The 713-nt window shown below is 78.0% G+C and carries 1 protein-coding gene; it reads left to right on the top strand.

Annotated elements, in window-relative coordinates; genetic code table 11:
- A partial coding sequence (locus tag DQW85_RS21905; RefSeq protein WP_240197339.1) for a DUF5682 family protein occupies positions 1–713 on the top strand: 713 nt, incomplete at both ends.

Genomic DNA, 713 nt, shown 5'->3' with positions numbered 1-713 from the left:
GCTCGGGCCCTCGACACCGTGCTCGTCGGCGCCGCCAGGGGCCGGACCGCGCCCGGCACGCCGCGCTCGGGACTCGGGCCCGCCGTCGAGGAGGAGCTCGCCGCGCTCAGGCTCCCGTGCCCCGGCGACCCGGAGCAGCGCGAGGTACGCCTCGACCCTCTCCGTTCCGAGCTGGACGCACGGAGGGAGGTCGCCCTGCAACGCCTGCTGGCCTGCGGCGTCGGCTACGGCGAGCCGGTCGGCGTGACGGCAACGGGCGACTCCACCGCGCTCACCACCAGGTGGCGGATCTCGTGGACTCCGGGGGTTCCCGCCCTGCTCGACCTGGCGGGCGTACGCGGGGTGACCCTCGCCCAGGCGGCGGCGGGCACGCTGCGCGAGGCGTTCCGGCGCGAGTCGGCTGACGGGGGCGCCACCTGCGCCCTGATCCTCGACGGCCTGCGCGCCGCGGCCCGCTGCGACCTGCCCGATCTGGTGGCCGACCGCCTCGCCGACGCCACCGGCGCCCTTCCCGACACCGCCACGCTCGCCGAGCTGCTCGACGCCCTCGACCTGCTCGAAGCGCTGCGCAGGCGGCATGTTCCCGGCACCACGGCCAAGGAACGCGAGCACGCCGCCGAGCTGTCCGGCACGCTGCTGGAGGCCGCGGTGCGCGCGCTGCCGGGGCTGGCCGGCAGCGACCGGCCGGAGGACGCGGCCGCGCTGGTCGCGCT

Origin of the sequence: Nonomuraea lactucae (assembly GCF_003313395.1) — a bacterium.
Lineage (GTDB): Bacteria > Actinomycetota > Actinomycetes > Streptosporangiales > Streptosporangiaceae > Nonomuraea > Nonomuraea lactucae.
This window is presented reverse-complemented; position numbering and strand designations above follow the sequence as displayed.